Origin of the sequence: Enterovibrio calviensis DSM 14347 (assembly GCF_000621165.1) — a bacterium.
GTDB classification, from domain to species: Bacteria; Pseudomonadota; Gammaproteobacteria; order Enterobacterales; family Vibrionaceae; genus Enterovibrio; species Enterovibrio calviensis.
Map to the genome: position 1 here is coordinate 681,985 of NZ_JHZA01000001.1, position 24,958 is coordinate 706,942.

Consider the following 24,958-nt stretch of genomic DNA (forward strand, 5'->3'; position numbering starts at 1 on the left):
GCTGATTTTTTTGTGCCCGATCATTGGGATTAACTCGTGATTTCTTGATGATCTTGAAGTTGCTCCACAAACGCATTGAGCGCAGAAACCGACCGAATGATGTGCACGGTTTGATGGCTCGATAAGCTTTCCAGTCGAGATGTGAAATCATCATTCCAAAATCTAGGGGAGAGTTTAAGAAACTTGTAGCTGTTTAATGACCCTTTAAACACAGAGCTCCCATCAGGCCAACCTTCTGGCTTCACGAATAACCCTTTAAGAAGACGCTTAGTCACAAACCAATAGCTGGTTGGGTAAGGGAGGTCAATATAGATCAAGGTGTCTGCGGCTTCTAAGCGCTGGTTAAAGGAACCTAACGGCCCAAGCCCATCGATGATCCAACGCTCAGACGATAGAATATCGTCATGGGCTTTATCGAATACTTCGCGCTCGACGTGCTCGCCATTTTTCTTAAACACCATGGCGTCGAGCGGATAGAGTTCAATGCGTGTTGATGAAGACAGTGCTTTGCTCAACGTGGATTTACCGCTGCCCGGTTTACCAAAAACGGCGACTTTATTCATAGGATCTCCTTTATATTAAATGATCCCTTGAGGCAGAAAACAGAAAACCCACCTCTAAGGGTGGGTTTTAAAATGCGCGTAGAGCATCCCACCATTCCTATGGAATGATGATAATTCGTGCGGTTAGCTGTTCATTATTTGCTCTCATGAAACCATCCTTATATGGAACGTGTTGATTGTCAACGAAGAGTTATATTTCTCTCTTTATTCATCCATCCATTTTACTTGCGCTTCGATCTTGATTTTAATTCGGCCTCTTTCCGTTCTGCCCAAGCTGAGATCTTTTCGGCATACAGAGCAAAGATGCAGACAGCGATCATGCCTAACATTGCCATCCACGATATCCATTGGAACCACGCTGGTGCTTCAGGGTCGACGATACCAGCGAGAACAACGAACCAAATCAGTGTACTCAATACTCTAAAAATCATGGTGATACTCTATAAAGTTACTGTGTACCACCAGCGTACACCTAGCTTTGGATTTCCAAAGTTTTAGCCTGAACCTCGCTGCGGCACGCGCAGAGAGGTGCAATAGATTTTGTTAAAAGCAATGACACCTGCTGGAGTAAAGCCGACCACCCTCGAGTCTGGTATTCGCGCGATCCAACCCTTATCCATGGCGTCGTTCAGCAGCCACTTCCCCAAAGTTCCAGCGAGGTGAGTACGTCGCTCACTCCAATCTAAACAGGCTTTACACATTGGTCGTTTCTGTTTTTCAAGTTCGCTGATGTTGGCACCGATAGACTGAAAAAACTGCCTGCCTTTATCTGTGAGTGTGGCTTCAATATGCGCATCCACAATGAGTTCTTGCGCCACGAGATCATCGTAAAGACGGACGGCAACCTCTCCGGCAAGATGGTCATAACAGACTCGAGCATGGCGAAGATTCGGGTCGCTTGGGCCTGTTGGCACCGTGGTGAGGGGCACAGTGATGTTCATCAGTTGCTCTAGTAGCTCAGCGACTTGATAGTTTGCGAGCTGGAAATACTTATGTCGGCCTTGCTTTCTCACGACCAGTAATTCCCCCATTACCAATTTCGCCAAATGACTGCTGGCGGTCTGCGAGGTGATATCCGCTTCAAGAGCAAGCTCTGTCGCGGTTAATGCTTTGCCGCCAAGCAGGGCAATCAACATTTTCGAGCGTGCATCATCTGCGATCAGCGAGGCGATGTGTGTGATCTTGGGTTCCATGATTCGTGTCCAAGTGCGGTTGCGCTTCGGGTTGTTATGAAAGAAGGGTAGCAACTGAAAGCCCAGTTTACTTCGACCGTGGTCGAAGCAAGCGGTTATTTGCCGCGATAGGCTGGTGGCTCAATGGATAGGAAAGGAGCGTTGGCGATGAATATTACGTGTTTGATTGAGTACAAAATTGATCCTTTTAAGCTGAGTCAGTTTGAAAAATACGCCAAGAACTGGGGCAAGATCATTCCACAATGTGGTGGCGATTTGTTGGGTTATTTTCTACCCCATGAGGGGACAAATGATGTGGCGTTTGGGTTGATCACTTTTCCGAGCCTTGCCGAGTATGAAGCTTACCGAGAGCGGTTACGTTCAGATGAAGCGGGTAAGCGGAATTTTCTGTTTGCCAATAAAGAGCGCTTTATCATCTCAGAGCGGCGTTCGTTTCTGCGTGTTGTTGATGCGACGTATAAACAGGAAGCGAGGACTGAACAATGATTGCGGTAATTTTCGAAGTTGAACCGTATCCCGAACACAAACAAGCGTATCTTGATATGGCGGCATCGCTACGAGAGTCACTGGAGGCAGTGGAAGGGTTTATCTCTATCGAGCGCTTTCAATCTATGACCAAGGAAGGACGGATTTTGTCGCTCTCTTTCTGGGAGACGGAGGCGGCAATTTCTCTGTGGCGCGAGCATTTACAGCACCAAATTGCCCAGAAAGAAGGGAAGCACCGATTGTTTCGTGATTATCGAATTCGGGTTGCGGATGTGGTGAGAGATTATGGCATGGGAATTACGCCGAACACGGATACCCACTAAGGAGAGAGGTATGAGAATTGTCGCAGTATTCACCGATACACCCGAGATGCTTGCGCACCGAAAGCAGCATGGGCAAGCCCATCTGGATTTTCTGAAAGCTAACCAATCGGAAATCTTGGTGGGAGGTGGTTTGAAAGATGAAGAGGGCGGCGCATTCGTCGGCGGTCTCTGGATCATGGAGGTAGAGAGCTTTGCTCGTGCTAAGGCGATCATTGAAAGCGACCCATACTATGTACCAGCATATAGAAACTATACGTTAAAGCTGTGGGGCAAAGCGTTTGACGAGCCTGTTGTTATATAAGGTGGATTTCAGCATCACGGACATAGCAAAGCGACAGCATCGAGTCGGTGATGAGAGCTTCGTCGAAGCGCAGCGTATTCTCGCGATTTTCCGGTTTTCTCAGAGGATCCCGTCTCTATAATTGGTGGGTGTTTTTGGCTAACAGAACCCAAGGAAAGGCAATGAGAGACCTCGTATTACAGCATCTTAGAGAACGCTTTCAATCGCTCAATAACATCGTCGACACGCTCGCCCCTGAGTTGTTTAATTCGCACCTTGATGTCCCGAAAAACAAGACCGTCGGTGAGCATATGTGGTGTATTGTCGGCGCACGCGAAAGCTATGCAAACGCACTGTTAGCCGGGGATTGGAACGGGTTTTCCTGTTCACTATCGTCAACCGAAAATAGAGGGGATGTGCAATCCGCGTTGGTGTCTTCGGAAGCGGCGTTTGAGAGCGCACTCGCGCACGTAGACGAGTGGACACCGGAAAGAGACAGTTTACTTATGTATTTGTTAGAACATGAAACCAACCACGAAGCGCAGTTGATTCGTCACTTGTATGGATTAGAGCAGTCTCTGCCAGAATCGGTGAAGTGGGCGTAGCAAGGGTTTATGTCACTCAAGTTATCGCTGAACAAAAAAGCACGGATGATAAACGCATCGGTGCTTTTTTATTTCGTTCGTAAATTATGACGGCGAGACGTTGGCAATCTAACTTATACCCAAGCAACCTGAAGATGCAGGATTATGATCAAAGCGTCCCTGCCCGTGTTCTCTCACTAACATCCTAAGGTGACTTAAAGAAACGAACTGTCTGTTGCGTCCTGCCACATCACGTCGCAAGTATTCTCAGATGCGGCATTCAGCAATTCGATCAACGGGATAGCGCGATGACCGATACTAACGGGAGACTCCATGAAGCTGTCTTCTTCGTCTTCATCGTTGCTGATAGGCGCAGACGCCGATTTGGCTTTCTCCGCTTGAATGGCATCGAAGAGATTACCGAGCGCAGCAGGGACATCCTCGGCCAAAATCGCGCCGGGTACGGTTTCGCTGTGTCCCATCATTTTCAACATTTGTAGGCCAACTTCACCAAACATGGTGATATCGGCGTAAGCCTTGCAGCTAAATCTGATCAACATACGATTCATCCTGTTGTATGCATGGAAAGAAGACGCAGTCGCACAAGTTCTAAGCAGTGCGACTCCTTAACCCTATGTCATCGTATCAGTTTAAGGCATCTCGACTTTGAGTAACGCTCGCATCTTTCAATAGAAGGTCGTCATCTTCTTGCCTGGTGTCTTGCAGGGCATCTTGATCAGCGTCTCGGTTAAGCGAGGTATCGACCGACGCGGTTTCAACCTTGATTTTAAAATACTGGAGGTGGTTACTGTTGTCGGGGAAGGAAACGTCTTTGCTGTCTGTGTTCAGCAATGGGATTTCCACATAGAACTTCTTGGCGCCTTTGGCGTTTTCCCAGAGCCTAATTCTTGCAGGCATCACCAGTAAGGTCACTGGAAGTTTTTCCGCAGGCGTGCCTGAGGTTTTTTTGACCTCATCAAACAAGTAGTTCGCAGAGACGCTTAGCAAGTTCATGTTGATGTCATCAAAACGATCGCTCAGAAATGAAATATCGGCGGACACGGTGTATACACGCCCAGATTCGATGGTGCGTCCTTTGAAGTTGTGAGTATGTGTGCCGAAATACAGGGTATTGAGCTGATGCTGACCGGCAATACCAATGGAGTCGGCAGACAAAGCGACGTCTTTCCCTGCACCGGGCAGTTCTTTGTCTTTGGCAGAAAACACCACTTTCCAGCCATAAGGAAGATGGTTTTTTATTGGGGTAATGTCGTAAATCCAAGGGCGGAATAAGACTGTGCGGCTGCCTGAAAACAGGCCTTGTAACTCACCAGTTCCACCTGGTCTTGCGGGGAGATCGCCCGCGACACGTTCATTTTCGTCGTAAGGTGTGAGATGGAAATGCGCAATGGATGGGGGACGCACTTCGAGCAAAGATGCAAAATCATCAGGGCGAGGGTGGCAATAGTGGTTGGCGCTAAGGCCACTGTATATGTTGCTGTCTGGGTTGCCGGATAAAGGCGATTGTTGCTCCAGTCTTGTTTTACAGAAGGTGACTCGACGGGTATCTGTCGGGGTACTGGTCATCACAATCGCATTGCGTCGTGATTCCGCGGTGAAGACGATAAGGCTGGTCCATCGCATTGGGTTCCAATCTGCATCATCTTTCGTCGACGCATTACCAAACGGGTCAATATTGTGGGTATCGAAATGATGTTCCATGCTGCCCGTTTGCATGGAGTTTGAGTTCGCGCCCATGTATAACGCGCCATTTCGATTCCCGTAGCCGTCAAAGTTGGCAAGATCGTTTGAAGAGGCAATATAGGTGACCTTTCGATGCACCTCGAGTTGCCCTTTAGATGTGGGCCATCCATTGCTATCTGCAGGGTTTCGGCTTCCTTGCAGAGGCTCTGACATGAAAAGAGCCCAACCTTGGTTATTGACGCCAGCGCAGCCAATGAAGCTATTGTGCATGTAATCTTCATACCCGCCGGGGAAGAACCAGCCATCAAGGCCATTGGCACGCGCCATCATATTGATGAGTGTGTTGTAAGCGCCATCGACACCCACAAACCCATTCCAAGGCATATCCTCCACCACAATGTTGGCGAAAGCGTTATAGGACGCGCGCGCCACCGTGTAGTAGTTGCCAGGAAGGTAGGGCGTCATCTGCGACAGCACGGTGTAATAGGAAATATGGTTATAGAACGACACTTCAACGGTTTTAGTGGCTGAGGGAAGGCCATTGGGAACGATGACGGTTGTGGTTTTGTCAGATGGTTTAATTGGTTCGTGATACACCCGCGTTTCCCCAGTAGGAAGGGGATTGCTGGTGGTTTGTCTGTCTTCTGCACTGATGCCCACTGGCTTCCCAGATAGGGTGTTCCCGACGTTCGCATAACGTGCGATTTCGGTACCGTTTGCGGAGAATGCGCGCACCCATCTCACCAAGGGGATGTCTACGGTGTCATCGAGCAAAACGTCTTTTGACGTGCTGTAAGTGCCCTTTGCGGGAACGATGATCTCCGTGTCACCGTTACTGTTTTTGAGCTTAAATGATGTTAAATCTGACCAAACTTGAGGTTTACCAAATCGCTTCTGAGGGGTTCGGTTTGGCTGACCCGCCCAATACTGCGGGGATGTCGGTGGAGCTGATTTTGCCACATCGGGCTCGGGCGGAGTGTGTCCGATGACTATGCCGTTGCCACCGTCGCCGGGATCTTTTAAACACCCGCTGACGGCAAAATCAAAGATACGGCTGGAACCACATTGCGTGAGAAGTCCGTCGTTATCGGTGCCGCCAATCGGACAAAGTGCAGTGGGATGTGTGGTGACGCTTTTGACGGCAGAAAACAGCGACTTTCTTCGCACAAAGCAGCCTTGCCCCTGAAACGTGCCGGCGCCAGCAGGGATAAGCAAGTTCCCGACGATGGGAAAATAGCCTTTTCCCATCACCACATTGAAGTCATACCTTTCTTTGGAGGCTGGCACCAAATCACCATTGAGATCCCGTAGACGAAGCCCTTGTTCAATCTTAATTTGGTTTCGCTGCGCCATGGCAATCACACCTTCGCGATCGCTTGCCCATTTTCTGCGGGCTTCATCGGCGGTTAAGCCTATCGATTCTAAGTTGAACGTGATTTCGCCGGTTTCAAGAATGCTGCGGATCCAACCTGCGAGGAAAGTAATGATCCGCTCGATGAGCGTGACAGTGGCTCGAACGGGCGTCATCAGTGTTCGCCAAACACCTTGTTGCTTGAATAAGTTGAACATATTCCCTATGCCTTTTTAAAGAGATGCCAAGGAAACTGTACATGAGTGATGTAATGATTGTTGTCTGATAATCGTGACAATAAACCGATCAATTAGTCAGTGAGAGGAAGAGGCGTTTAGCGTTTTTATTAGCGCTGCAGGGTGTTTCCGCGGTGGTGAATTAACGAGAATATTAAGCCAATGCTAATGTCATGATTAAAGGAAGGAAATCAGACAGTGCTGAGCAATGTCTGCGCTGTCTGATTTGTTTGTCACCTTGACGTGTAGCCATACGAAAAGATAAAGCGGTTAGGCGCTCGCACGTTGTGTGGCGACATGGGTTGCAATCACATCCATCAATGCGGGTGATAAACAGTCATAAGGCTCAAGGCCGAGCTCTTTGAGGCGATCGCGAATAGCGGACATTTGCTCGGGAGGCGTACCAGCTTCAATGATGGAAGAAACAAACGCGGCGAACTCTGGCGCAGACCAGCCTTGTTCGTTTGATAGCTCAGTATGAACAAAGTCCAACCCGTAGAACGGATGGTTGGTATCTTCAATACGTCCAATCATGTGGACGCCACAGTCTTGGCAAGCATGCCGTTGAATGGCGGTGTTGGTATCAATGATCCGCAACTTGTCTGCGCCTTGGTCGATGGCGACGCTGTCTTTTGAGACCACAGCTACTTGCGAGAACAGCGCGTTTTCTGGCTTCCAGCACTTTGAGCAACCGCAGACATGATTAAAGGCGGTTTGAGCGGAAACATTAACCACAACAGGATCTGATGAGCATTTGCACGTGAGTTTTCCGCCAGTAAATCCGTCAACGTCGTTATGTTGCACGCCGTTGTTCACAGCGGGATGGATTGAGATTGTCATAGGGAACACCTTAGCAATGAGACTTCGAATTCCTTTCCACATTGTTTGACCTCAATGTTGAAATACATGGACTCAACACACAGCGTCATGCTGCACATTGAGTGTCCCTTTAAGCCTAATCCTTACAGATGGTGTGAGTATGGGTATTCCAGCAAAACAGTGTTGTGAAATTTAGCGAACATGCGGAGGGCGTTGATCCGTCAGTAGATCACTGAAGGTGAGTGCGGTGAGCTTTCTGATTCATGGGTGAAGAGAAGAAAAAAGCACCGCGGCTGCGGTGCCTAGAGGGTGACAATAGCATCACAAAAACAATGTATGAGTCACCGATTTACTTCACGTCGAAGCGGTCGTTATTCATCACTTTTGTCCATGCGACAACGAAGTCATCTACAAACTTTTGTTGCGCGTTGTTTGACGCATACACTTCGGCAATCGAGCGCAGCTCGGCATTGGAGCCAAAAATGAGGTCAACAGGTGTTGCTGTCCATTTTTGGTCGCCAGAGCTACGGTCAAGTCCAACATAGATGCCTTCTTGGTCTGGAGAAGGTGACCACTTGGTGGACATATCCAATAGATTTACGAAGAAGTCATTGTTGAGTGTGCCCGGTTTGTCGGTAAACACGCCATTGTCAGATCCATTGCTGTTGGCATCTAGGGCTCGCATACCGCCCACCAGTACCGTCATTTCCGGTACGGTTAGTGTCAGCAAGTCTGCACGTTCTACCAACATTTCAGCGGGGGAACGATAGTTCTTGGTACCGTCATAGTAGTTGCGGAAGCCATCAGCGGTCGGTTCGAGAACAGCGAAGGATTCGACATCAGTCATGGCTTGTGTGGCATCCATTCGCCCCGGGGTGAACGGTACGTCTGTCTCATAACCAGCGTCTTTTGCGGCTTTCTCAATGGCAGCATCACCACCAAGTACAATGACATCTGCCAGTGACACTTGGGTATCTCCAGCCTCTTTGTTGAAATCCGTCTGAATCTTTGTGAGCGTTTTCAGAACTTTGTTAGTTTCTTTAGGATTGTTTACTGCCCAATCTTTTTGCGGAGCGAGAGCAAGGCGGGCCCCGTTAGCGCCACCACGCATATCGGTGCCACGGTAACTGGCGGCAGATGCCCATGCCGTTCTCACAAGCTCAGGAACGGTCAGTCCGGAAGCAAGTATGCTGGCTTTGATTGCGTCGGCTTGTTGATCGCTGATGAGAGGATGATCAACGGCTGGAATCGGATCTTGCCATACCAGAATTTCTTCCGGAATTTCCGCACCAATGTAACGAGCGCGAGGGCCAAGATCACGGTGATTCAGCTTGAACCATGCCTTGGCAAAGGCCAGCTCAAACTCAGCAGGATTTTCACGGAATCGTTCTGCAATGGCGCGGAACTCAGGATCCTCTTTGATAGCAATATCCGTCGTAAACATGATTGGGGCATGGCGTTTGCGTGGGTCATGCGCATCAGGGACCAATTGCGCAGCGGCTTTTGAATCAGGGATCCACTGTTTTGCACCTGCTGGGCTCTCTGTTAATACCCAGTTGAAGTTGAACAGGTTATCGAGATAGTTCGTTGTCCATTGCGTTGGGGTCACTGTCCAAGCGCCTTCAAGGCCACTGGTGACAGCATCGCCGCCTTTTCCTGTACCACATTTGTTTTTCCAGCCGAAGCCTTGATCTTCAATCTCTGCGCCAGCGGGAGCTGGTCCTACACACTCTTCAGGTTTGTGCGCGCCATGTGCTTTACCGAAGGTATGACCGCCTGCGATAAGCGCCACGATCTCTTCGTTATTCATGGCCATACGACCGAAAGAGTGCTTGATATCTTTGGCTGCAGCGAGTGGGTCGGGGACACCGCCCGGGCCTTCTGGGTTCACATATATCAGCCCCATTTGCACCGCGGCTAATCCTTCTTTTAGCTTGCCATTTTCATCTCGGCGTTCGTCAGCAAGCATTTCCTCTTCTGGCCCCCAATAGACAAGATCCGGTTCCCAATCGTCCTCACGGCCACCTGCAAAACCAAAGGTTTTAAAGCCCATCGCTTCCAGAGATACGTTGCCTGTTAATGCCATGAGATCTGCCCAAGATAAGCTAGCACCGTACTTTTGTTTTACTGGCCACAGCAAGCGTCTTGCTTTGTCTAGATTACCGTTGTCCGGCCAGCTATTGAGTGGGTCAAAACGTTGCTGACCACCACCGGCACCGCCACGTCCATCGTTCACACGATAGGTGCCCGCGGCATGCCATGCCATGCGAATGAAGAAGGGACCATAATGACCATAATCTGCAGGCCACCAGTCTTGTGAGGTGGTGAGAACAGTGGCAATGTCTGCTTTGACTTGCGAAAGATCGAGTGCTTCAAAGGCTGATGCGTAGTCGAAACTCTCGCCATAGGGATTTGAGGAGCTATCGTGGTCTCGAAGTGGTGCCAGGTTGAGTTGATCCGGCCACCAGAATTGATTTGATTTCGGCTCTCCTTGAGAAAAGGCGGGAGCAGCCACGAGGAGGCTTGTTAACGTGATAGAAAGTAACGTGCGCTTGAACATATTCGTCTCCTTTTAATATTTCTACGTTTACTCTGAGTGTCGATAACTCAATGTTTTCGATAATTTCCGTGTGAAAGAATGCTTTGTGATTACATACTAATTGGTGCTTTTAGAATGCGTGTTATGCAATTGAATTAATTAAAGTGTCTTAAATATTGTTCACTTGGTTTTTGAGTAGAAAAGATTTTCTTCTCTTACCGCCGTCTGTTGACGGAATGCTTTTTCATAACCGCATGATATTAATTTAATAAAAAGTAAGCCCCACGTTCTGGCAAGAATTGAATGGTCTGTATTTGTCTAAATAAATGACCAGTGATGAGATTGTAGGCAGAAATTCATCAATATATAAAAATAATTATTCCGATGGGTTCGATAGAAAAAACAAATAATTTAGGTGTGACTTTTCAATCTGGTGTATTAACTGGTTAATATAATTGATTTTATTATTTTATCTTGAGGGGTTATTTTTGGGTGTCTGGTTATTTTCTGTGTTTTTTATTTTAATTAAATGTCAGAACTTTGCAGTGTGTAAATATGAATCTAATTGTATTTTCCAATTTACAAGAATTATTATCACTTATGAGGGAGCGATAACCAAGTAACCTGAAGATGTTCGCTGAATCCGGCATCTTCAGGTTACTTGGGAATCGTCTAAGCGCTGTCTGTTTAGGATGATTCTCATGGCGTTTTTTCAGATCCATAGCTTCACTTAACAAGCATTTTGTCGGTGCTCGAGTATGCATAGGGGCACATTGTTGTTAGATTGGTGAATAAAAACAAAGAGAAGGAGAGCTTGATGAAGAAGAAATCATTGGATGACTGGTTCGAAGAATACGGTGAAAGTCACCAACACCCGACAAACCAAAAGATCCATAAGGTCGCCGTGCCGGGCATATTTTTCTCAGTGGCTGGATTTCTCTGGCTGCTCCCATCGTTTTCCGTTTTGGGCATCCAGATTGCCCCATACTTTCTCGTTTTGGCATTTGTCTTGGGATTCTATGCGCGGTTGTCTATCAAAGCACTGGCTGCGATGGCGTCTTTTTCGGCATTTTGCACCATGGTATTGATTGAACTTGAGGCTGCGAACATCAGCATTATCAATTTATCCTTAGCGATGTTTGTGGTTCTGTGGATATTGCAATTTGTGGGTCATCACATTGAGGGGAAGAAGCCTTCTTTCTTGAAAGATGTGCAGTTCTTGCTGATTGGCCCTGCGTGGGTTTTTCACTTCTATGTGCCACTAACTCGCCATGAACAAGGCTAGATGATCAAGGCTAGCAACGAAGATTCGTTGAACTTGGCTTCCGCGACAGGACAAAAAAACCAGCCATCAGGCTGGTTTTTGTTAGGTGTTTAGCAGCGACGAATCAGTCGATGCTGAAGTTATTGGCGTTATGCGCCGATCACGCCGCCGTCTTTACGAGTAATACGCATAACGGTGGAGCGAGGCACCGAGTCTCCGCCATCTGGGAAGTGTGAAGGCGCAAGATCTTCGCCAGGGTGCTGTACGCCCACGAACATGGTTTTGTGATCCGGTGAGAAAGCCAAACCTGTAATTTCACACGCGATAGGGCCCGTCAAGAAACGGCGGATTTCGCCAGTTTTCGGGTCCGCACATAGCATTTGGTTGTTGCCCATGCCTGCGAAGTTATCTTTGTTTGAATACTTACCGTCAGTTTGGATCCACATACGGCCTGCAGCATCAAAACCTAGACCATCTGGGCTGTTGAACATGTTGTCTTTATTGATGTTTGGTGTACCCGCCATCAGGTCATCATGCACTTCTGGGTTGCCCGCCATCACAAACAAATCCCAATCGAAGGTTGTTGCTGTGTGGTCGCCATTCTTTGGCTCCCAGCGGATGATGTGACCATAAGGGTTTTTAACACGCGGGTTAGCCACATTCACAGGCTGCGTGTCTCTTACGCCACGGTATTTGTTGTTGGTTAGCGTACAGAACACGTGCTTATTGTCTGGGTGAACAGCAACCCACTCAGGGCGGTCCATGGTGGTTGCGCCAACGTGTGTCGCGGCTTTACGTGCGAAGATCATGACTTCTGCTTGGCTGTTGAAGCCATTTTCAGGCGTTAGGCCATTTTTACCGAACGTCAGTTCAATCCATTCGCCATTGCCCTTGATCTCACCTTCTTTGCCGTCCAATTTCGCGACGTAAAGCGTGCCTTCTTCAAGCAGGTTGAGGTTAGACGTGTGGACGCCTGGCTTGTACTTGTTCTTAGAAACAAATTTGTACAAGTGCTCACCACGCTCATCATCGCCCAAGTAAACAACCACATGGCCGTCATCATTGATCGTGAGTGCAGCGTTTTCGTGCTTAAAGCGACCCAATGCTGAGCGCTTCTTCGGCGTGGAATTTGGGTTCATTGGGTCGATTTCAACAACCCAACCAAAGCGGTTTGGCTCGTTAGGTGTTTTTGCGATGTCGAAGCGATCATCGTGTTTCCACCAGTCGTAACCCCAGTCTTTGTCTTTCACACCGTAACGTTTGTATTCGTCAGTCAGCTCTACTTCTTTTGACGCGGCGAAGTAACCATTGAAGTTTTCTTCACAGGTGAGGTAAGTGCCCCAAGGTGTTTGACCATTTGCGCAGTTGTTGTACGTACCTAAGATCTTGTTACCTGAAGCGTCTGCAGCCGTTTTCAGTAGGTCATTCCCTGCGGCTGGGCCCGTCATTTCCATTTCGGTGTAAGCCGTTAGCTTACGATTCAAACGGCCTTCTACGTTCACTTGCCATTCACCGTCTTTCTTCACTAACTCGATGATAGAGACACCGTGCGCAGCTTGAGATTTACGCACATCATCGGCAGAAATGTTCTTGCCTTGGTGTGGGTAAAGGTATTCGTTGTTGGTGTATTCGTTGTTGGCAACTAACACAGCGCGCGTGTCTGAAATCGGGAAGAAAGTCATGCCGTCAGTGTTGTCGCCATACTGCATTTCTTGCGCTTTCGAATCATTGGATTGACTGAACGCCGGTGAGTTCGCGAACAATGGGTCACCCCAAGAGACAAGGCGTTCAGCCACATAGCCTTCAGGCACAACAATCGTATCTGCCGTGGATGCTGGAATGGCTTTGAAACCCATTAGCGTGCTTTTGTCCATGGAACCAGCCACGGCCTGTGCAACTGGCGTTGCTGCGAAAAATGCAACAGAACCTGCGGCCCCGGTTGCACGAAGGAAATTGCGGCGATTCATCGCTGCATCAATAAAACGGTTGAAGGCTGGTTCTGCGTCCAGTTCACGTTGATCGTTATGTTGGTTATATTCGCTCACGATAACTTCCTTTACGTGTTGTTTGACGGAAATGAAAACGTTTTGTTTAGGCTGCGAAGTTTGCGTAGGAAATGTGAAGTATTCGTGACCTACCAATGAACATAAGATGTCATTTAACGAATACTTGATTGGCATTGAAGGAATATTGAAAGTTCAAATGCAGTAAATTGCATGTTGATATGCCGCTCACCCCTGTACAATGCGATGCATAAATACTAATGAAAAATTGCATCACTCTTCACTTATATACCCAAGCAACCTGAAGATACTCGCTGAATCCAGCACCTTCAGGTTGCTTGGGTATGCACGGTCAAGTGTGGTGCAATAAATTAGACAAGCGTGAAACATTTTGGAGACGATACATTGAACAACCTTTTGGGCAGCCTTATTTTGATGGCAGCAATGTCGAGCCCTGTAATAGCCAATATGCCTGAAGGTAATTCAGACATTGGAATGCAAAAAGCCTACACCTGCCAGTTTTGTCATGGCGTGACGGGTGTTAGCCCACGAGATGACTATCCGAATATGAACGGCCAAAATGCTGAATATCTTTATGACGCAATGATGGCGTATAAAGAGGGTCAGCGTGACGGTGCAATGGGTCGACTAATGAAACAACAGATGTCAGTGCTGAGCGCGCAGGACATGGCAGACATTGCCGCGTATTACGCGGAACAGTCACGTTAGAAGGTCTGATCACATTGATAATTTGCGGCTTAACGGTGCCGCTGGTAATGTGCCAACCAAACGTATTCCTAAGGAAGAAATAATGGCGAAAATCTGGGTTGATGCCGATGCTTGTCCGACGGTAATCAAAGAAGTGCTATACCGCGCCGCAGAGCGCACGCAAACTGAATTAGTGCTGGTAGCCAATCAGTCATTGCGTACGCCTCCATCTCGCTTTATTCGCAGCATTCAAGTAGAGAAAGGCTTTGACGTGGCAGACAACGAAATCGTGCAGCGTGTTGAGCGTGGAGATTTGGTGATCACGGCAGATATTCCATTGGCGTCAGAAGTTATCGATAAAGCGGCTGTGGCGTTGAATCCAAGGGGCGAATTGTACACCAAGGAGAATATCCGCCAGCGACTGAACATGCGTGATTTTATGGATACATTGCGCTCTAGCGGAATTCAGACCGGTGGCCCTGCGACAATGAGCCAGCAAGACAGACAAATGTTTGCCAATGAACTCGACAAGTTTCTGCAAAGAAGCAAAGCGGCCAAATAGCGTGTCGTCTTGTAGCAAACGTGAAAAAGGAGCGAATTATCGCTCCTTTTTCTTTTGGATCTATTAACGCCTTCGCAGGGAGTTAGTTAAAGATCTTGCTCCAACAGCCACTTGTACAGATAACATCCTTGTTCGAATGTAACTGTGCACGGTGACCTTTTCGAACGTTGTAGTATTGACCATTAGGGCCTTTCAGTCGTGCCCAAGCAATATCACCTGATTGGTAGTAACGCTCATGATTTCCATGTTGCTCATAGTATTGACCACCACTGTTGATGGAAATGCTACGAAGGTGTGAACCTGTTTGATAGAACTCAAGCGTGGTGCCTGCTGGAATGGTGCCGCTGATGTTCGCATGCACGCCTCGAATATACTGGTCATTTCCGTGGCCGCCTCTGCTGCCGTGCCACGCGACGCGGCTGTTGCTTGCCGCGTTGGTCAAGAGTGTGTGTACATCAGGGTCATTGTCGATGATGGTGACATTAGCAGCACTCAAATCGCTCTTGTCTGAAGCCACCCAAGCATTCAACGTAAAGTACTCGCTGTTCTCATGGGTAGAATCGTTGACGGTTGGTACGCCGATACGCACTGAATCTACGCCTTGCGGCAAGCTGATTTCTGTTAGCGTTGAGGAGATAGTCGCAGAGCCTGTTGAGCCATCAGAGAATAGCAAGGCCACTGTATTGCGATAGTCGCTGTTTAATACTGCGGTGCCATTTTTCAGTGAGACACGTACTTTGGTATTCGCATCGCCTGTTGCTTTGTCAAAGTTAATCGTAAAGTAGGCGGTTGAGCCTTCATTCACCGAAGCCGATGCCAAGGTGATTCCCGTAACTTCTGGTGTCAAATCACTTGGGAAGATGGTCTTCTCATAGCAGGTATGATCTTCTGAGGTAACAGTACCCATTGCACTGATGCGGCTTGGGAACAATCCCACGGTTTTCTTTTCGCCAGTCGAAAGCTTAACGCGAAAGAGGTGGTTACTGTTCACGTTGCCTGAAACGTTCTGGTTCTTGGCGGCAATCAGTACCTGACCGTTTTGGTCTAGCGTTGCAGTGGTGACGAAATCGATAAAGTGGAAGGCTTTAAAGGTAAGCGCACCCGTTGTGGTATCCACCGCAAACGTGCGGCCGTTCGTCACAAACAGCAGTTCACCATCTTGGAAGACAAAGTCACCCCAACTAGTAAAACCGCCAAACTTTAGATCGCTCGGGAAATCTGCAATGTGCGTAGATTCGCCAGTGATTGGGTCGATGGTAAAAATGGTTCTCGCATCCGAGGCGAACAGCTCACCGCTATCTGGGTCAAAGGCCATGCGAAGGATTTGCTTCTTCGTTGTCGGGCCTGCAACGTGGTTACCCGTGGCTGGGTCCATGTAAGCGAGTTGGTATGACTTTACTTTCTTCGCGTGTAAATCGAGGCTCTTAAACTCTTCTTCCGTCACGTCACCTTCTACGCCTTGAAGATGGTAAGCCGTCGGTTGTGGTGCGCTCGCGTAGTAAAGGCGGTCAGTAATGCGATCATAAGACATGCTCGATGCGCTGAACAATGCGCGAGAATGGTACTGCTCACGGTCTTGTGCATCTGCATAGTAGGTGGATGACATTTCTTTGGCTTCTTGAACGTCAACCAACAACCCGACGTGTCCGCGGCCTGCATTCATTGAGTAAACATTGCCCGCACAATAAGCGAGAGCTTGTGTGGAGGTCAGTGCCCCAGCAAGAATTGCAGTAGTAAGCAGTGTCTTTTTCATCACGATTACCTGTCATCCATGTAAAAGGTTAGCAAAATCGCCGTTCGTACTTGGTTTTGTACAAAACGAGTTACTGTGTCACTCGAGTTTGTTCAACGTTGCATTGCTGGCGATGCGTTAGCGATGATTGGAGATTATGGAAAAGTGAATGACTTTGTTATCTCAATATTGAGACATGTGGTTTTTTGATGACTTATAAGGAGAACGCGATAGAACTTTTGGGGTAGTAGCATTAAGAAATATGGGGTGCCTCGTTATGCGAGGCTCATGCTTCTATCACATAAAGCATGGTAAAAGTGGCAGGTCTAGTGTTTGCCATCATTGCCGTAAAGTGCATCTACTTTCAATGACATGTCTGTTTTTTTGGCCAGTGTGTTGGCGTTATAGCTAAATTTATATTCTCTAATTTGATGCATATGAATCGCTTTGATTTCATATCAAATTAGTGCATATCAAAGTAGTCCTTACGACGAATGTACTTGTCCATAAAGTGATAGGCGATGGGGCGCAATAACCAGCTTGTCAGTACTCGGATGATTCGAATGATAGAAGGCATATTGTGATGAATACGGTCATTGTGGAGCCACAATAGCTGGCCAACGTGCCAAAAAAGAAAAGGGATTCCCGGTAAGAAGGTCACGATATCGACATCGCAACATATCCGATATGTTTTTGATTTGAGTCTGTATCTGTCTTTAAACGTCCAATAGCCCGTCGCGGGCTGCCCAAATGTGACAATGCGTTTTATGGAGTTGGGATACTTTTGCTCGATAATTTCGGCAGCAATGATCGCCATACTTCCACCAGAGGAATGTCCCGTAAACGACAATTTCTTTCCTTGGCTAATCAGCGGTAATAGGCAGGACTCTAGTTTTTCGATAACGGAGACACCATCGAGATGGTTGTCTTCAATGGAATGGATGATGTCAGCTTGCTGAGCAGTGGTGAGGTTAGCTGCCTGTCTTATTCTGTTTTTTTGCATGAAGTGGCTTGGTTGCTTTAAAAGAAACTGAAAACCCCAATGGACATGTCCAGCATAGTTAGGAGCATCGACGCGGCTTGGGAAAACGGCCAGATTCAGCGCCCAATCCCATAAGCTATGTGATCCTTTAAAAACAACCACGACGTCTCCGTCTTCTTTCCAAAGCACGCGAATAATTGTCTTTCCCCATCGATTGTGGATATCGCGTCTGCCTAGTTCAGAAAAGCCGTATTGGCGGTGGTCAAATTGCAGAGGGTAAGCATCACGACAAAGAATGGCGTAACGTTCATATTGATAACGCTTGAGCTTTTCTACTTTTGGACGCAATGCCTACCCGCACTTTTTCACTGATTTAGTGACAGTGTAGTCAGCGTAAATGACGATACGACGACAGTGGTCCAAGGAGAGGAAAAATCGGGTCGTAAAAGGTAAAAGGTAAAAGGTAAAAGGTAAAAGGTAAAAGGTAAAAGGTAAAAGTAGAGGAGGATAATGCCGCTGACAGCGGCATAGTAGAATGGATCAATCGTAGTGTTGTAGAAAAGGCGTAATGTGGCTGTTGTATGTTAGCGCTTTTACGGCACTGTGGTTCTTGAGCAGCCATTCAGCTTTTGTGCAGTTACCAATACCGATGATGGCTTGCACAAGCAGTTTAAAATCTCTTAACCAACGATCTTTCTGATCTTCACTCCAATCTTCTCGATAGGTCTCATGGTAGTGCTCTACCCACCAATATGCACCACGTATGAAGGAAGCCACGATCGTGGTTGCAGGCGCTATCTGCTCGTCTTTCCCATCGATGAAATATTCGTCAGCCAGTGGCGTGCCTTGAGAGAAGGCCGCATAGTTGATGCAGTATTTATATAAAGCAAGTTGTAAGGCTGAAGCCGAATCACAATGGTTGAGTGACAGTGTGGTAATCGGTAAGTGTTTGGTATTGCTGCGAAATAGCTCAACAGTGCGTTTGCCCGGTAAAAGCCGTTCAATCACAAAAAACAAATCGATACTGATGAGTTTATTGCTCAAAATGCTGGTGTCCTTGTTTCTGTACTTTGTCTTAGCGCGAACGTGCGAATGAATGACAAAATGATGATATATACCAATGTAGACGGAGCATACTCTGTCCACCTATAAAACGGAATCGCTTTGCATGAAAGCCCACAACTAACGGGTCAATAATACGAAGAAAAACGTGCGCAATGATGCAAAAAAATGTGGGCCTTTCACCTCACTCTCTTTTGAAAAATGCTTACCCTCGCAAACCTCGTAACTGACGTGCTACCAAAACGTCGTTCTGAACATACCCAGCATTTATTTTCGCTTAATCGTTGAATAATTAGACGGTTATACCCAAGCAACCCGAATCCTGCATCTTCAGGTTGCTTGGGTATATTCAATGCATCGTACAAGGAGAAGGTATGAAAAAGATAATAGCAGGGGCTGCACTAAGTGCGTGTTTGACAGTGCCAGCATTTGCAGAAAATCACGTCGTTGGTGGATATTTTGCTGATTGGCAGTATGCCAACCCTGAAAACCCTTACACGGTTGCAGACATACCTGCAGAGAACCTTACGCATGTCATTTATGCTTTCCTAAGCATGTGTGGCCCTCATGAAAGTGCATCAGAAACCGTTCAACAACAAGTGGCTAAAGCCTGTGAAGGTAAAGCACCTTATTCGGCGATTGTGGTCGACCAGAAATCTGCATTTGATATCGATTTCGGTGATGTCAGTGTCGATGTTCCTTACAAAGGTCATTTTGCCCAACTGGCGCAATTGAAAAAAGACCATCCTGAAATGACCATTTTGCCGTCGTTTGGTGGCTGGACAATGTCAGAACCGTTTCATGCGATGGCAAAAGACGATGCCGCGATTAAGCACTTTGCGAAAACCGCAGTTGAGCTGATTGCTGAATACGATTTCTTTGGCGGCATTGATCTTGATTGGGAATACCCTGGCGGCGGCGGTTTGACGACTTCTCCTTGGAACCCAGATACCAAACTGTCGGATGAAGCGAAAGCGTCAGAGCGTGCAGCGTTTACTACCTTGGTGACTGCATTGCGCAGCGAGTTGGATGCGCTCTCTGACAAAACAGGTTCAGAGTATGAGCTTTCTACTGCGGTAGGCGTTGGACCAAAAGCAGCGCAAATCGATTGGAACGCGGTTGCTCCGATGATGACCAATATGTTTGCAATGACGTATGACTTCCTTGGTGGTTGGGGACCGCAAACGGGTCACTTAACCAATTTGCACGCCACTGACCGCAGCTGGTGGGGCATGGGTGCCGATGTATTTATCAATCAAATGATTGAAGTGGGTATTCCGAAAGACAAACTGGTTCTTGGCGCGGCGTTTTATGGTCGTGGTTGGGAAGGGTCTGAATTTGACGGCACGTTGCCTTCAGCAGACTTGGCGTCAGAAAAAGGTGCAAGCTTTGGTTCAGGTGAGCCAGGTTACTTCATGTACTGGGACTTGAAAGCTAACTATACGAAAGACCAAGGTTACGAGTATGGTTACGACGAAGAGTCACATGCCCCGTTCTTATGGAACGCAGAGAAGAAAGTCTTTATCTCTTTTGAAGACCAACGCTCTGTGAAGGCAAAAGCCGAGTGGGCTAAAAAGCAAGGTCTTGCGGGTGTGTTTACGTGGGAACTCTCGGGTGATCCAAATGACGAACTTACGGGTGTGATGCACCAAGTGCTTCGAAGCAAAACCGCACAAAACTAATACAGACTAATAGCCAATGCTGACACGACATCGTCGATAGTCAGGCTAGTACACAAAGCCCAGCAAAGATTGCTGGGCTTTTTTGTGCAAGTGACAGACTGCAAGAGGCTTGGTACTGCTATGAATATCGTTGGGGGTCGTCGGTCGTCTACGGGACATCAATTTGCGTGTTCAGCCCATGCTTCTTCTTGAGTGACGATATGTAGTCTGTGTTGTCCTTCAAGAATTGGTTGAACTGAATGATAAGCTCGGGATGTTGCGTGCTCGATAGATGTCGTGTACCAGAAAGAAAGGGAAGTTGACGATTTAAAGATATTGCAGGTGCGTCCTGATGATCTTTGAGAAGCTTAAGCCGAATGACCGCTGTGTTGGTATAGATTCCATCGATTCGTTCCGTTAAAAGCATCTTAATGAGTGCATCCATATTGACGGCTTCAAACACGTTGATTTTTTTCGCTTGGATATCCGAAAGAAATGGCCAGGGAGTAAAGCCAGAGATCATTCCGATGTTATGAAGTTCTTCTCTTGGATTGTCATGGTCTTCATCCAACATGACAATACCGTCGACAAATGACACGACAGGTTGGCTGTAAACAACCTCGTAGCCTTCTTTGAGGTTTTGTGACCATCTTGGGTTGTCTGGGTACTTCGCATCTATGCTGCCAGTGAGCAGGCTACGATATAGCCGCTTTAACGGTAAAGCCTGGTATTCAAAGTGATAGCCACTTTTCTCAGCAAACGCATCCAGTAAGTCTCGGTTAAAGCCTTGGTAGTCGCCGTTCTGATAGCTGGAGTAGGGCGAGTAGTCAGTGAAAGGCTGGACTCCGATGGTAAACGTGGTTTTTTGGGCGGCTTGAATATTTGTTGACACTAAGCCCACTAAAATCAGTAAACCCCAGTTTTGCCATTTGAAAGAGTGCATCTTCATATGCCAACCTTTTCTTATTAATAAGAACAGTATAGCCAGTATTAAAGGGTTGGTTGGGGCAAAAAAATAGCCGTAGTCAGAAAGACAAAAACCCCGCATGGCGGGGTTTTGTCTTTTACTAGCAAGCAAAGGTGACTTCGTTTTTTCTTGGTATGCGCTGAATATAGTGATGGATAATCACGCTGTCCAATAAATAACACATCCAATTTAAAGGTTGGACAGTACATCACTTTCCCAGTGTAACTAATTCTGTTACATGGATTTTTTGGCGATTCATTTCCAAAAATACACCAATATTCGGGCAGAATAAAAAATTTATGCTTGTAATGAATTCTTTACACTTTGTGTTTTGAATGTCATATAGCAGACAATCTGCATCCTAATTTATTGGCGCTGGAGAGAGACGGAGCACTGCACCATCAGACGAATCCGTTAAAAGATAAATGAGACCATCTGGCCCTTCGACGACATCTCGAATACGACCAAATTTACCATCCAGTAATTTTTCTTGTGCGACAACATATTTACCCTGTGTATCTTCTATTTCCAAACGCACCAAAAGACCAAATTTTAGCGAACCAAGCAATATATCTCCTTGCCAGTTTGGAAAAGCCTTTCCCTTAACCATGTCCAGACCAGAAGGGGCTATCGATGGAACCCAATACTCCACAGGTTGCGCCATTCCTTCAGCGGTCGTTCCCTGACCAATCGATGAGCCAGTGACATAATTCACGCCATAAGTGATGGTAGGCCAGCCATAGTTTGTGCCGGACGTGATCAGGTTGAGCTCATCACCCCCTTGAGGGCCATGTTCGTGCGTCCAGAGCGACGTGCCGTCATTATCCAATGTCATCCCTTGTATATTGCGATGACCGAAGCTGAAAATCTCAGGCTTGGCGGTTGGGTCTGAAAGGAAAGGGTTGTCTTCAGGAATCGACCCATCGAGGTTGAGCCTCACTAGCGTACCGATGTGAGAATCATTCTGTTGCGCTTTATCTCGATTGCCACGATCGCCTAATGCAATGTATAGATGCTGCTCAGTGGCGAGTAAACGGCCACCAAAATGACGGCCACCCGCCAGTTTGGGATATTGCTGGAATATTTGGGTGATATTGGAGAGCGATCTGGCGCCAGTGCGGGTGTCTTCGTCTAGCGTGGCGCTGACGACACTGGTACCTGATTTTCGATAGTCGCCTTTTTCTGCGTAGGCGAGGTAGATTTTCTTTGAGGTTTCAAAGTCTGGAGATAATGCCAAACCTAACAAACCGCCTTGACCAGAATAATTCAATTTGTCTGGCAGCCCGTTAACATTCGTGACGACATAGTCAGTCGACACATGTTTCAACCCACCATTTCGTTCAGATATCAGCATGGAAGCATCAGGAAGAAAAACCAATGACCAAGGGTGATTAAGGCCAGTGGCTAATGTACTGACCGTAAAACTGTGTTTCTGCGACTTGATGGTTTCACCATGTGCAGGGGTAACCAATAGTGTTCCCACAACGACAGGCAGAAAAGCAAATGAGGCCGCGCGACGCGCGATAACATGACGGAGATGTGCAAAATGAGTGACGGTAAACAAAACACCTATCCTTAACGATAAACGCGCTAAACAGATGGTTAGCGCGTTTATCAGTATTACGTGAATAACGCGTGTCGAACTATGTAAAGTGTTGTGCGAATCGAAACTTCAATCGTCTAACGCCTCGAGATAGACGTTGCACACGATCGTTCAGATTATGCTTATTGTTTGTCATAGAATCTGGTTTCTCTTCGCTTTCCTTACTCATGGTGCTTTCAACACGATTTCGACCATTTTGTTTGGCGCGATACAACAGCTTGTCGACATCGCTGTGTATGTCAGAGAGCGATTGATCTTTTCCTATCTCAATGACACCAAAACTCGCCGTAACATTAAAGCTATCACCTTGCTCGCTTTGGAACGACAACTCTTTGATACGCAGGCGCAAGTCTTCTGCGATCACCGACGCTTTCTCTATTTCACTCGTGGGGAGCAGCAGCATGAACTCTTCACCACCTACGCGTGCGCATATGTCATCACGACGGAGGTTGCTATTGAACAGTTCGGCAACCCCCACTAACACTTGGTCACCGACTGGGTGCCCATAGGTGTCGTTGACTTGTTTGAAGTGATCGATATCGAGGAGTAAGCAGCTCACTGGCATATCGCCCGCTGCCATGTCTTTTTGAACGCGCTCAAGCTGCGCACCGAAGTAGCGGCGATTGAATAGCCCGGTCAAACTATCTGTGTTGGCGATTTTACCCCAGCGAATACGGCGTCGGTTTACCCAAAGTGCGATGAGTGAGGCAATGATAGCGGCACCGATACTCGCAACAATTATGACATTCAGGTATTCAACTTTGTCTTCATTGGTTTTTAATTCAAGGGTTTGTAATACATTGTTCCAGCTCAAATGCTGGTTTTCGGCTTTGAGTTTTTCGAGGTTAAACAACATTTGTTGTCGCTCTAAACTGTCAACCTGCTCATCCGACGTAAAAGTATTAAAGCGTTCTTGGTAATCCAGTAACGTCAGATAAGCATTCTTATAGTCTTCCAACCCAAAATGTGCTTTTGACGCCACCAAGTAAAGTGCAATCTCTGAGCGATACAAGCGAGCCTGCTCTTTGAGTGTACCCATGAGCGGAGTGACGAGGTCAATCGCGGCTTGATAGTTATTGCTGAGCAAACTTTCATTGGCTTTTAGGTAGTTATATTTGCTTATGTAATATCGGATGTTTTCACGTTCACGCAACGTATCCGTGGCCTTCAAGTAACGCATCATGTTTTTTGTGTCGCCAGCTTGAAGCAGTAGGTCGGCAATTTGTAGATTGATGCGGAAGCGGTTAGAGCCATCACCAAGCACTTCTGCGATTTGCAGTGCTTGTTTGTATTCGAGCAAGGCTTGGTTTTTGTCGCCTTGTTTTTTCGCCAACTCAGCCATGTCGAGTTTAACCAGCAGTTGGTTAAATGACATTTTGCGTTGACGGAAAAATTGGTATGACTGTTCGAGTAACAGCGAGGCTTTATCAAAGCCATTCAATTGAACCAAAATTCCGCCAAGGTTCGATGCAATGCGCTCAATAAGCAGATCATTGTCAGTATTCTTCGCGGCTTCTAATGAACTCATTAAGGCTGCCATCGATACATCGTAATCGTTCTGTGCTTTATAGGCTTGACCCTTTACCAACAAAATCTCTGCGGTGACTTCGGGGTTATTGAGAGACTGTGATTCTTCCAGCAGCTCATCAAGCTGTGTAAGTACGAGCGCCTCTTCCCCTTTCAGTATCCGGGCTTGGCTGAGCCGTAACTGCATCAAAAATCTGTCGGCTTGAAGCAATGGGTCGCTAGCAGTGAGTTCTATACCTCTGTTTGCCGCCTCAATCGCGCTCTCGGGGTCGTTCAAAATCAAATCAACAGTCGACTTCTGCAAGTAATAACGAGCAAGAAGAGGCAGAGGCTGATTCTCCTTTAGTTCGACCTTCTCGAGTTCACTTAACAAGGCTCTCGCCTTGATAGGCACAGAATAAAGGATTGATTGCACGCCGTTTAGCGCGCGTTCGAAAGATTGTGTCTTCTCTACCGTAGCGTGAGCATTCGCAGTGAAAAGCACTGCAATAATCAATAGAGCCGAGTGAATGAGAGGTATACGCATTGATTGAGCTTCCCTGACCGACATCGCGATATATGAGTAAATGTATTGAAGGTATCTTTAATATTTTTAGTGGCTATAGATTACTCAACCGGAAGATTTCTCCGTGTCTTATTTTGGAGACGATTGTTTGATTGTTTAAATCATCTCTCGTTAAGCGTAGATAGGGATAAGGCATTTTTCCTGCGATGGATTTGAAGCTGTTTATTGGGTATGGAATGCAGGGAATAATAGGGGAATAGCCCGTACACGAGATTTGAAGACGGCGAGACGGGCTTTGAATTTA

At 47.1% G+C, this 24,958-nt stretch carries 22 protein-coding genes; 8 read left to right on the top strand and 14 right to left on the bottom strand.

What is annotated here, in order from left to right:
- Nucleotides 1-29: 29 nt before the first annotated feature.
- From Q365_RS0102990 to Q365_RS0103000, 3 genes are all read right to left on the bottom strand, one after another.
- Entirely contained in the window at nucleotides 30-563 is a 534-nt protein-coding gene (locus tag Q365_RS0102990; protein ID WP_028021952.1) for a P-loop NTPase family protein, read from the bottom strand.
- Between the two features lie 221 nt (nucleotides 564-784).
- Nucleotides 785-994, bottom strand: coding sequence for a hypothetical protein (locus tag Q365_RS0102995; RefSeq protein WP_028021953.1), 210 nt, complete (start codon nucleotides 992-994; stop codon nucleotides 785-787).
- A 63-nt stretch (nucleotides 995-1,057) separates the two neighbouring features.
- Nucleotides 1,058-1,756: an ArsR/SmtB family transcription factor gene (locus Q365_RS0103000; RefSeq protein ID WP_028021954.1), complete on the bottom strand. Its 699-nt coding sequence runs from the start codon at nucleotides 1,754-1,756 to the stop codon at nucleotides 1,058-1,060.
- Nucleotides 1,757-1,879: 123 nt separating this feature from the next.
- Between Q365_RS0103000 and Q365_RS0103005 the strand changes: the two genes are divergently transcribed.
- The 4 genes from Q365_RS0103005 to Q365_RS0103020 all read left to right on the top strand — a co-directional run bounded on the left by Q365_RS0103005 (nucleotide 1,880) and on the right by Q365_RS0103020 (nucleotide 3,450).
- Entirely contained in the window at nucleotides 1,880-2,242 is a 363-nt protein-coding gene (locus Q365_RS0103005; protein WP_035024288.1) for an NIPSNAP family protein, read from the top strand.
- Nucleotides 2,239-2,565, top strand: a complete 327-nt coding sequence (locus tag Q365_RS0103010) for an antibiotic biosynthesis monooxygenase family protein (RefSeq protein WP_028021956.1) — start codon at nucleotides 2,239-2,241, stop codon at nucleotides 2,563-2,565. Before Q365_RS0103005 ends, Q365_RS0103010 begins: the two co-directional genes overlap by 4 nt.
- A gap of 10 nt (nucleotides 2,566-2,575) precedes the next feature.
- Entirely contained in the window at nucleotides 2,576-2,866 is a 291-nt protein-coding gene (locus Q365_RS0103015; RefSeq protein WP_028021957.1) for a YciI family protein, read from the top strand.
- Between the two features lie 161 nt (nucleotides 2,867-3,027).
- Nucleotides 3,028-3,450 carry a hypothetical protein gene (locus tag Q365_RS0103020; RefSeq protein ID WP_028021958.1) on the top strand — a complete coding sequence of 141 codons (423 nt, stop codon included), beginning with the start codon at nucleotides 3,028-3,030 and terminating at the stop codon, nucleotides 3,448-3,450.
- A gap of 194 nt (nucleotides 3,451-3,644) precedes the next feature.
- On the opposite strand, the gene Q365_RS0103025 is transcribed toward Q365_RS0103020, so the two are convergent.
- The 4 genes from Q365_RS0103025 to katG form a co-directional block, all read right to left on the bottom strand.
- Nucleotides 3,645-3,989 (bottom strand): DUF1840 domain-containing protein, encoded by a 345-nt coding sequence (locus Q365_RS0103025; protein ID WP_028021959.1) that lies wholly within the window; start codon nucleotides 3,987-3,989, stop codon nucleotides 3,645-3,647.
- A gap of 85 nt (nucleotides 3,990-4,074) precedes the next feature.
- Complete coding sequence (locus Q365_RS25320; protein WP_211254229.1) at nucleotides 4,075-6,702, bottom strand: hypothetical protein; 2,628 nt, start codon at nucleotides 6,700-6,702, stop codon at nucleotides 4,075-4,077.
- Between the two features lie 288 nt (nucleotides 6,703-6,990).
- Entirely contained in the window at nucleotides 6,991-7,560 is a 570-nt protein-coding gene (gene gfa, locus Q365_RS0103035) for an S-(hydroxymethyl)glutathione synthase (protein WP_211254230.1), read from the bottom strand.
- A gap of 328 nt (nucleotides 7,561-7,888) precedes the next feature.
- Nucleotides 7,889-10,099, bottom strand: coding sequence for a catalase/peroxidase HPI (gene katG, locus Q365_RS0103040; RefSeq protein ID WP_028021961.1), 2,211 nt, complete (start codon nucleotides 10,097-10,099; stop codon nucleotides 7,889-7,891).
- 796 nt (nucleotides 10,100-10,895) lie between these two features.
- On the opposite strand from katG, the gene Q365_RS0103045 reads away from it, so the two are divergent.
- Complete coding sequence (locus tag Q365_RS0103045) at nucleotides 10,896-11,363, top strand: Mpo1 family 2-hydroxy fatty acid dioxygenase (RefSeq protein ID WP_028021962.1); 468 nt, start codon at nucleotides 10,896-10,898, stop codon at nucleotides 11,361-11,363.
- A gap of 128 nt (nucleotides 11,364-11,491) precedes the next feature.
- Here the strand turns inward: Q365_RS0103045 and Q365_RS0103055 are convergent, their stop codons facing one another.
- Nucleotides 11,492-13,309 carry a PhoX family protein gene (locus Q365_RS0103055; RefSeq protein ID WP_211254235.1) on the bottom strand — a complete coding sequence of 606 codons (1,818 nt, stop codon included), beginning with the start codon at nucleotides 13,307-13,309 and terminating at the stop codon, nucleotides 11,492-11,494.
- A gap of 441 nt (nucleotides 13,310-13,750) precedes the next feature.
- Between Q365_RS0103055 and Q365_RS0103060 the strand changes: the two genes are divergently transcribed.
- Together Q365_RS0103060 and Q365_RS0103065 are read left to right on the top strand one after the other, a co-directional pair.
- Nucleotides 13,751-14,074, top strand: coding sequence for a c-type cytochrome (locus tag Q365_RS0103060; RefSeq protein ID WP_407637567.1), 324 nt, complete (start codon nucleotides 13,751-13,753; stop codon nucleotides 14,072-14,074).
- An 82-nt stretch (nucleotides 14,075-14,156) separates the two neighbouring features.
- Nucleotides 14,157-14,615 (top strand): YaiI/YqxD family protein, encoded by a 459-nt coding sequence (locus Q365_RS0103065; RefSeq protein ID WP_028021965.1) that lies wholly within the window; start codon nucleotides 14,157-14,159, stop codon nucleotides 14,613-14,615.
- A gap of 82 nt (nucleotides 14,616-14,697) precedes the next feature.
- On the opposite strand, the gene Q365_RS0103070 is transcribed toward Q365_RS0103065, so the two are convergent.
- The 3 genes from Q365_RS0103070 to Q365_RS0103085 all read right to left on the bottom strand — a co-directional run bounded on the left by Q365_RS0103070 (nucleotide 14,698) and on the right by Q365_RS0103085 (nucleotide 18,373).
- Entirely contained in the window at nucleotides 14,698-16,368 is a 1,671-nt protein-coding gene (locus Q365_RS0103070; protein WP_035024293.1) for a VCBS protein, read from the bottom strand.
- A gap of 442 nt (nucleotides 16,369-16,810) precedes the next feature.
- The gene (locus Q365_RS0103080; RefSeq protein WP_028021967.1) at nucleotides 16,811-17,677 is read right to left on the bottom strand and encodes a lipase family protein; all 867 of its coding nucleotides are present in this window, start codon (nucleotides 17,675-17,677) and stop codon (nucleotides 16,811-16,813) included.
- 192 nt (nucleotides 17,678-17,869) lie between these two features.
- Entirely contained in the window at nucleotides 17,870-18,373 is a 504-nt protein-coding gene (locus Q365_RS0103085; RefSeq protein ID WP_028021968.1) for a hypothetical protein, read from the bottom strand.
- A gap of 392 nt (nucleotides 18,374-18,765) precedes the next feature.
- Here Q365_RS0103085 and Q365_RS0103090 point away from each other — a divergent pair, with 392 nt between their 5' ends.
- Nucleotides 18,766-20,073, top strand: a complete 1,308-nt coding sequence (locus Q365_RS0103090) for a glycoside hydrolase family 18 protein (protein WP_028021969.1) — start codon at nucleotides 18,766-18,768, stop codon at nucleotides 20,071-20,073.
- Nucleotides 20,074-20,221: 148 nt separating this feature from the next.
- On the opposite strand, the gene Q365_RS0103095 is transcribed toward Q365_RS0103090, so the two are convergent.
- From Q365_RS0103095 to Q365_RS0103105, 3 genes are all read right to left on the bottom strand, one after another.
- A complete protein-coding gene (locus Q365_RS0103095) occupies nucleotides 20,222-21,001 on the bottom strand; it encodes a substrate-binding periplasmic protein (RefSeq protein WP_245621477.1) in 780 nt (259 codons plus the stop codon).
- Between the two features lie 379 nt (nucleotides 21,002-21,380).
- Complete coding sequence (locus Q365_RS0103100) at nucleotides 21,381-22,583, bottom strand: PQQ-dependent sugar dehydrogenase (RefSeq protein ID WP_245621478.1); 1,203 nt, start codon at nucleotides 22,581-22,583, stop codon at nucleotides 21,381-21,383.
- A gap of 79 nt (nucleotides 22,584-22,662) precedes the next feature.
- Nucleotides 22,663-24,675, bottom strand: coding sequence for a GGDEF domain-containing protein (locus tag Q365_RS0103105; RefSeq protein ID WP_028021972.1), 2,013 nt, complete (start codon nucleotides 24,673-24,675; stop codon nucleotides 22,663-22,665).
- Nucleotides 24,676-24,958: the final 283 nt, after the last annotated feature.